General features: G+C 67.7%; 8 protein-coding genes. 1 reads left to right on the top strand and 7 read right to left on the bottom strand.

Translation table 11 applies throughout. The annotated features are described in order from the left end of the window. From EES42_RS47210 to EES42_RS44395, 4 genes are all read right to left on the bottom strand, one after another. A partial coding sequence (locus EES42_RS47210; RefSeq protein WP_241197010.1) for an HNH endonuclease family protein occupies positions 1-506 on the bottom strand: 506 nt, incomplete at its 3' end. Between the two features lie 398 nt (positions 507-904). After that, positions 905-1,366, bottom strand: coding sequence for a PH domain-containing protein (locus tag EES42_RS44385; RefSeq protein ID WP_241197011.1), 462 nt, complete (start codon positions 1,364-1,366; stop codon positions 905-907). Positions 1,367-1,479: 113 nt separating this feature from the next. Continuing rightward, positions 1,480-1,866, bottom strand: a complete 387-nt coding sequence (locus tag EES42_RS44390) for a hypothetical protein (RefSeq protein ID WP_124723852.1) — start codon at positions 1,864-1,866, stop codon at positions 1,480-1,482. Positions 1,867-1,886: 20 nt separating this feature from the next. Then, positions 1,887-4,193, bottom strand: a complete 2,307-nt coding sequence (locus EES42_RS44395) for a tyrosine-type recombinase/integrase (RefSeq protein WP_164495618.1) — start codon at positions 4,191-4,193, stop codon at positions 1,887-1,889. A 391-nt stretch (positions 4,194-4,584) separates the two neighbouring features. Here EES42_RS44395 and EES42_RS44400 point away from each other — a divergent pair, with 391 nt between their 5' ends. Next, positions 4,585-4,983: a GNAT family N-acetyltransferase gene (locus tag EES42_RS44400; protein WP_124723854.1), complete on the top strand. Its 399-nt coding sequence runs from the start codon at positions 4,585-4,587 to the stop codon at positions 4,981-4,983. Between the two features lies 1 nt (position 4,984). Here the strand turns inward: EES42_RS44400 and EES42_RS44405 are convergent, their stop codons facing one another. Genes EES42_RS44405 through EES42_RS44415 form a run of 3 tightly spaced genes read right to left on the bottom strand, consistent with a single transcriptional unit; the run spans position 4,985 to position 7,927 of the window. Next, on the bottom strand, positions 4,985-7,411 hold the full coding sequence (locus tag EES42_RS44405) for a hypothetical protein (protein WP_124723855.1): 2,427 nt from the start codon (positions 7,409-7,411) through the stop codon (positions 4,985-4,987). Next, positions 7,408-7,761: a helix-turn-helix domain-containing protein gene (locus tag EES42_RS44410; protein ID WP_103759646.1), complete on the bottom strand. Its 354-nt coding sequence runs from the start codon at positions 7,759-7,761 to the stop codon at positions 7,408-7,410. Before EES42_RS44410 ends, EES42_RS44405 begins: the two co-directional genes overlap by 4 nt. Positions 7,762-7,777: 16 nt before the next feature. Then, positions 7,778-7,927 (bottom strand): hypothetical protein, encoded by a 150-nt coding sequence (locus tag EES42_RS44415; RefSeq protein WP_346775452.1) that lies wholly within the window; start codon positions 7,925-7,927, stop codon positions 7,778-7,780. Between the last annotated feature and the right edge of the window lie 16 nt (positions 7,928-7,943).

Here is a 7,943-nt window from a genome sequence, read left to right on the forward strand (position 1 = left end):
ACCAAGTCGTTCGCGAAGGCGCGCCGCTCGGGCGTCGTCCACTGCGATGCGCCGGAACGCCAGGCTTCCTTGAGGGGGACGACGCGGTCGATGTCGATGCCGGAGGCGGAGGTGATTGTCTTGCCGTCGTACTCGGAGTACCAGGTGCCGGACACGGCCCGGCACTGGTCGTCCTGGACGACGTCCTGGCCGTCGCGCTGGAGCACGACCTCGCGGGTGTCGCAGGTGCCGTGCTGGGTGATCCAGTGCGGGAACTTCGCCCGGGAGTAGCCGGGGACGTCGTCCTCGCCGGTCACGACCAGGTCCGCGAGGAGCTCTCGGGCCTTGACCGCGTCCGGCGGTTCGGGGAGCTCTCGGAGGGATGGTGCCTGGCCGGCGGAGGCTTGGCGGGCGGGGGTGTGGGGGCCGGCTGCGGTGGCGGTGGCCGGGGCGGTGGTCAGCGCGATCCCGGCGAGCGCCGAAATGGCGGTGAGGAGCGCGGTGCGGCGCAGCGGATGACGAGTCATGCCGATCATGCTCCGGCCCCTGATCAGCGGAGAATCGTTGCTGCCCGGCGGGTGTCACCCGCGTGGGTGGGAAGTCGTACCGGGTGTGTGGCGGGCGGGCCGCGGGCAGTTCTGGTCCACCGGGCCGGCCTTGATCTCTGCTCGTGCACAAGGCCGCCCGCGGCCCCGGGCTGGCGCCTTCGTGATGCGATCACTTCCGCCCGGCACAAGGATCAAGGTACGGGTGGCCCGACCGCGTCCCTGTCTGCGCGCGGGGTCAGCGCGCCTTCCTGGCGCGCTGGTCCGCTTCCCGTCCCACTACCCGCCAGGGGGGGGCCTGGAGGTACGGATGCCGCGGCCCTTGTGGACCGGAGCCATTTCCTTTGGCCTGGTCACTTCTCTGAACTACTGCCGCAGTATCAGGCGTTGTTCACACGGGCCAGGTACTGCCGGATCGCAGCCAACTTCGCCTCGAACTTGGGGTCGTTCCAGCGCGCGGTGAAGATGCCTGGAAGTGTGAGAGCTCTGCCGTGCGCGCGGCGAACGCGCACGTAGGACCATGTGCCGTTCCGCCCTGTGCGGTATCGCTTCTCAACGCTCACGACCTCGCCCCAAGGGACTACTCGACGGCTGAAGACGGTCCGGAACTCCATGCCCCTTGGAGTGAGGAGCGTCGCTCCTGTCGCCTGATTGACCATGGAAAGCAGTACGAGGCAGGAGAAGACGACGATGCCACCGATCCACCACCATCGCTCAGCGGCTGGTGTCGTGAGTCCAGCCGCGACCGACATACCGATGAAGGTCAGCACTACGAACCCAGCCCGCCACGAGTAGCGATTGCGCTCGTCAGCATCGAGTTGGATCCGCGTCTGAAGTGGCACGGCCCGGATGCTACTGGCCACCCCCGCCCTCAGTCACGAGTGTGTTCGTGGCAGATGCCAGCTGCCCGGCCGAAAGACGACGCTCGAGGACATGACGGCCAGCGTTGGGGCGATCACGACCGAGATCGTTGGTGACGCCGGACGAAAGCTGCGCCAATCATCACTGCCAAGGTGGTATTGGCGGCGCTCCAGAACATGAGCTTGGCGTTCGCCCCGTTGACCGTCCGCAACTCCCCGTCGGCATGGCGACAGAAGGAGTCGGGCGGGAAGTACTGCGAGACAGGAGTGCCGCTCGTGCCGTAGCAGGGCGAGGTTTCAGGAAACAGGAACGGCTGAGCGCGCTGTGAGAGAGTCCAGCCGACCAACACGGTCAGCCAACCGGCCAGCAAGAAGACGATCAGCATCCAACTGGGCACCTTCGCGTGCCGTCCCAGCAGCCACACCATGGCAGTTGGTATGCCGATGATGGCAGGCGCGGCGAACAGCAAGATCAGAGCCATGACCCCATCACCATACTGATCTAAAGATCCGATGGACAGGGCGTGCGCGCTGGTACAGCGGAAATACCCAGAAGGGTCGGCCCTCGTGGGCTGGACTCCAGCTGTCTGATCTTGTTCTCTGCGCCGGCGAGGCTGACCTGTAGCCCTTCGACTTCCCCGAGCCAGCCCTGGTTCTCTGCTTCGACGATCCGGCTGACCAGGTTGTCTCGGATCTCAACTAGCCGACTGTGCTGGGCGGGATCGGGGCGCAGGAGGGAACACCGGACGCAAGCGTGTTCGTGGATGCAGGCGGTGCCATAGGCGCGGGCGCAGGTGCCGACAGAAAGCTTGCGGCGTTCGAAGTGTCCGAGGAAGTCCTCCCACTCGCTGTCGGTGGGGGTTCGGTACTCCTCGGCGGGACGCAGGGCTCGTCGGCGGGTGGTGAAGGCGCGGTGTGCCTCGATCGTCTCGGTGGGGTAGACGGCGTTGTAGCCCATGGTCGTATTGATGTTGGAGTGGCCGACGATGGCCTGGGCGATATGAGGCGGCAGGCCAGAGCGGATGGCGTCCGTGACGAACATGCGCCGGAAGTCGTGCGGGGCGAAGTCGAGGGGCTGGCCGGTGGCGTCCGTCAGGCCGATGAAGGCCAGGACCTCTCCCAGGGAACGGCGGATTAGCTCACCGCTCATACGAGAGCGCTCACCGGCACGGTCCCACTGGAACAGCAGAGGCGCGGGTGGACTCCAGACGCGTTCCTCGTAGTCGTAGGCGGCCACGAGCGGAATGGCACCTGAGCGCGGGTCGCGGACGCGACGGATGATCGTGGAGAGCACATCCGAGAGCTCGGGGCTGACCAGCAGGACTCGCTCCTGGTCGGTCTTGGACGGTGCGATTTGCAGCAGCGGGACGATCTCGCCGGTGGTGGGCAGCCGGTACTGGACCAGACAGTGATGGCTGATCTCCAGCATCTCCTCGATGCGGGCACCAGTGTGGCGCAGGAACTCGACCGCTGCCCAGGCCCAGAACGCCCGATGCTCGGCCAGATCAAGATGCACGCGCGTGCCGGCCATGTCCCGGGCGCAGTCGCCGCCGTTCTTCGAACGGACGAAGACGGATCCGCCAACGGTGAACTGCGCGCCGGGTGGCACCGCGCGCAGGGTCTCCAGGCAGGTAGTCAGGTGACGGTGATGGTCAGCCGCGGCCTGGGCAAAGGTTTCCAGGGCCGGGAGACGTTCGCGGGTGCGCTGGTCCATGCGAGCCTTGACCCGCTTGGCGCGCTTGCCGTCCTGGACCTCGGCTTCCTTGATCGGGCAAGGCGCGGCCCACGGCCCCCATCGCGCCGGTTCCTCCAAGGCCCAGCGCGCAATGTCCAGGTAGAACGCGCGGACCGCCATCATCTGCAGGGCCCGGTCGGCCCGTTCGACCACCTGTACCTCCAGGGTGCCGTCGGGACGACGACACCGCTTGACCCGGGTCCGCATCCGCTCCTTCCACGCAGCGGCCACATCAGGTGCCAGATCGAGGGAGGCGATGCCTGGGTGATGCCGTTCCAGGTCGGACCAGAAGTTCCGGGTGAGGCTGCGGGCCAGATTGTCGAGGGTTCCGAAGTCCAGCCGATGGCGACGTTCCTCGAGGTAGTCGATCAGCAGCCCCCGGATCGGACCGTTTGCCACACCGTGTCGGTCCACCAGTTGCTCACAGGTGAGCTGCCCGGTGACACGGCCAAGCAGACGCAGTGTCGTCGGCGCGTCGCCCGGCAAACCGCCCAGCTCGCGCAGCCAGGCGTAGTACAGCGTGCTGGCGCCGCCAGTACTGCTTGCTCCCGCCTGCCGGAGGGCCGCGTCGTACTCCAGCGCGTCACCGACCGCGATGTCGGCGATGGTGCCGCCCTTGGCAAGGAGGATCCTGGTCAGTGCCAGGCGCGCTTTGCTGCCCGATCGGGTTTTCCACTGTTGCTGGCCGACGCCGTTCTTCAGCAGGGTGAAGCCGGCCGGATCGCGGGCTTCCTCCACGAATCCACGCAGCTGGGCGCTACGGTGACCGACCAGCCACTGCAGCGGCAGGCGGATCACGTCAGCTCCGGCCAGGACCAGCAGCCCGGATTGCACGGTGCCACGTCGCTTCACCTCGGTGGCTGCGGCGACCCACAGGTGCCCTTGCTCGGACCACCGGCGAGGACACTCTGCGGCCGGGGATGCCAACCATCGTTCCTGCCAGCTTATGCCGGGAAATCCGGCAAGCCACGTGAGAACGGCGCGAGCCCCCGCGAGCCGGTACCACATGGTGTTCTCGACCGTCGCGTTGTACGGCCCCTGCCGCAGCATGTTCAGAACGTCGTCTGCCGACATGCAGGACGCCATCCACTGCGTTCCGCTTTCGCGGGCGGGGAACTTCGCGCGAGCCTGTTCCAGGGGGCCGCCGGCTGCCTGGGGAACACGTACTGGCCTTCCGGGGCCGTTAGCGCTCCGGTCGACGAGGTGCCGCACGCGGGCTGTCACCAGGAACCCCCGAACAAGTCGTTGAGAGCCTCAGGCCGGTATCCGGCCGCGGGAACTTCTGGGAGCCGGGCCAGCTGTTCCTGACGATCATGATGCGCACGCACGGCCTCGACGATCTCGTGACGTCCGGCAGGTAATGGTGGAGTCGGGTATCGGAACCCTCGGAATGCCTCGGTCTGAAGGGGCATGGGCCCCAAAGGGCAGGGGTGGATCGGGCGCCTCGCGGCCTACGATGCGGCCCATGACGATCACGTATGAGTGGCGCGGTGATTTCGACAATGCCGCCGTCAACGCGCTCCACGCGGAGGCGTTCGGTCACGTTCAGGGGAACATCGATTGGCAGACACGAGTGCAGCGTCACAGCCTCGGCTGGGTCTGTGCCCGAAACGACGGCAGGCTCGTAGGGTTTGTCAACGTCGCCTGGGACGGTGGCGTCCATGCCTTCGTTCTCGACACGATGGTCGCCCAGGACATGCGCAAGACCGGTGTCGGGACCGGACTCGTGACGGCCGCGGCCCAAGGCGCCCGTGCAGCGGACTGCGAATGGCTCCACGTTGACTTTGAAGGGCATCTGCGTCCTTTCTACTTCGACGCGTGCGGCTTCAGACCGACCGAAGCAGGGCTCCTCGCTCTGCGCTAGATCACGTTTGCTCGGCAGTCGTCCGGCGGCTGACTTCGGCCGCGTAGGCGCCCCAGTCTCCGGCGGCGGCTCGCTGCCATTTGACGGCGACGGTGATGTCGATGCCGAGGGTTCTGGCGAGGACTGCGGCGGGCAGTTCGGTGGCGAGCTGGAACAGCGCGGTCGAGCGGCTCTCCGCGAGCCGGATGCCGAGTTTGCGGAGCCGTTCGCCCATGGCCCAGGCACTGATCGGGCGGCCGGGCTGGCCTCCGGGGAAGAGCCAGGGCGAGTCTGTCCGGCCGAGGACGGCATGGCTGCGGCGAAACTCGACCTGCTGGAGGGCCAGTTCAGCAACGGGCGCGGGCAGGTCCACCGGAACGGCGCCGAGGCGGATGCGGACCACTCCGTCCGTCTCCTCGATATGGTCGACGGTGAGCCGGGAGATCGCCGCGGGCCACTGCGCATAGAGGAGCAACAGCAGGCCGGCGAGGCGGTCTTCGGACTTGAGGGTGTCGTCGTGCAGCAGGCGACGAGCGGTGTCCCAGCGAGCCTCGACGTCCATCGCCTGGGATGGGCCGTTCCATCTCACGGCCGGAAAGCTGAGATCGCGGGCGATCTTCTGGGAAAGCGCCCAGCGCACGAAGTGGCCCGCCTCCAGGCGAAGACGGACGTCGTCGCTGGTCATCCAGCGCTCAAGGTCGGTCTGGCGACAGGTGGCAAGGGTCAGGTTCCGGCCCGCGAGCCAGTTCAGGAGATAGACGGCCGCCCGCAGATGTTGCCGTGCGACCTGGAGCTGGTAGTGCGTGATCTCCTTGCCACGGCTGCGACGGCGAAGCCGGCGCAGAAGGTGCCAAGACGCGTACCGGTGCAGGATTTTCCGTCCCTCGACGGTCGCATGGGAGGCAACGAGGTCCTTCACGTGCCGTTCGAGACGGACCATCTGCTCATCCCGCTTGGGCAGGGCCCCGGTGGCGACGAGAACGCTGCGGATGTGCTCGACGACCTTGCCTTCGGGGAGTTCGTCCAGGGCCTCGTGGCTGAGGGGCCGGCGACCGGAGCCGAGGTCGGACAGAACGGTGGCGACGATGCCCTTGGAGAGCCAGCTCATCGCGGTGCCGGCCCGTTCGGTACTGGCCAGGTCGTCATGGAGGGGTCGCAGCTTCGGGGATACGGAGCCGGTGTCATCGGCGAGGATCTCGTGGAGCCGCTGCTTGAGGGTGCAGCGGGGGCACGGGCCAGGAGCGTGCAGCCGTTCGGCTTGTCCGCAGGTGGGGCATGGGCGCCAGAGCCCGGCATCCGGTGTGGTGCAGGGGCCGCAGACGGGGGCGTCGGCGGTGCCGGAGTGGATACCACGCAGTCGGCCGCAGACAGTGCAGTGAGCCGGGCGTCGGTCACAGCCGCCGCAGCGGGGCAGGCCGGTGAGCTTCGAGAGTGTGCAGGGTGCGGTGCGGCCACAGATCGAGCAGAGCAGTATGGGCAAGGGGCGGCAGTTCGGGCAGATCGGCCCCTCGGCGGTGCGGCAGCTGACCATGCGTGACTCGCCGCAGACGGTGCACGTCTCCCGGTTGGCCGGTTCCCTGATCAGGCAGTTCGGACACAGCGGTCGCCCCTGGGCGTCACGGGTGGCCGGTTCGCGCCGAGCACCACAGCGTACGCATTCTTCGATGCGGGACTTGGCGATGCAGTTGCGGCAGACCCGCTGCCCCTCCAGCGGCTTGTCAATACGGACAACCCGGTGGCAGCGAGGGCAGGCGGGCCGGACGATCCCGGCGACGCCTGCCTCGTGCAGCAGGTCGATGAACCGCAGGATGGCGCGATGCGGCGCCAGATAGCCCTCTCCGGTCAGTAGACAGGGGTTCTCCTCCAGAGCCCAGACCACTCTTTGCCGATAGGTGGGACGCTGGGGTGCCGTCCGGCGGAGGGCTTCGGCGATCACGTCGCGGTCGGCGTCCGGGGCGATCGCGGTGATCACCTCGTGGACGACCGTGACCGGATCGCGGTTGTCGTTGTCGGGACACATCTTGCAGCGCGGCAGGCCCTTGCGGTCCCGGAAGCCGATGCGTCGGACGTTGCCGCAGGCGGTGCACTCGGTGGTTTCCTGCCCGCAGACCGAGCAGTACCAGTCCTGGCCCTGCCGCTGGAAGGTTCGCAGCTTCTTGCCGCACTCGGCGCAGACCGGCGGTGAGATCGCCGAGGCGCCGACCCTGCGGAGCCCGGTGAGCAGATCGCCGATGGCCCGGGGGGCCGGGGAACGGCCGTCGGTCAGGACGGCGGGCCGCATCGCCAGGGCCTCCGCCAGGCGCCGCGACTTCGCGCGACCGCCCGCGACCGCGGTGACCACAGCCCGGATGGCCTCGGCGTCGAGTCCCTTCTCGACGTCTGAGACGAGGTCAGTGATCAGGCCGATCGGGTCCGCGACGGCGCGTTCGAGATGGTCAGCGGTGGTCATGACCGGTCAACACCCCTGATCCTGGCCCGCTTGGGCCGCAGTCCACCAAGTCCCTCCGAACCGGATGCCGTGCCGCTGCCGACGGCCGCCTTCTTCGGCTTCTTCACGGCCCCAGCCGCCGCGACGGGCTCGATGAGGTCGTCCATGGTGCAGTCGAGGATGTCGAGCAGGGCCATGAGGATCTTCAGGCTCAGTCGTTCCGGCCGCTCGACGACGAGCCGGTAGACCTGGCTCGACGACAGGCTGATGCCGCGTTCGGCGAGCGGAGGGATGAGATCGGTGGTGGAGAACATCCCGCGGTCCGCCATGACCTTGCGCAGGTGCCAGTGGTAGTCGAGCTTGGCGGCCATCGCCGGATCCCTCCTGTCAGGCCCCGGCGAACGCCGGAGCCAGTGCCTTGTGCAGGGAAGTGTTCATGAAGTCATCGCTGACGTGCGTGTAGATGGCCAGGGAGCTGTCGCACTCATGACCGACCTGCTGCTGGATGAACCGGCGGTCGACCCCGTCCTCGGTCAGATGAGTGACGTAAGAG

It is taken from the genome of Streptomyces sp. ADI95-17 (genome assembly GCF_003846175.1).
GTDB lineage: Bacteria > Actinomycetota > Actinomycetes > Streptomycetales > Streptomycetaceae > Streptomyces > Streptomyces sanglieri.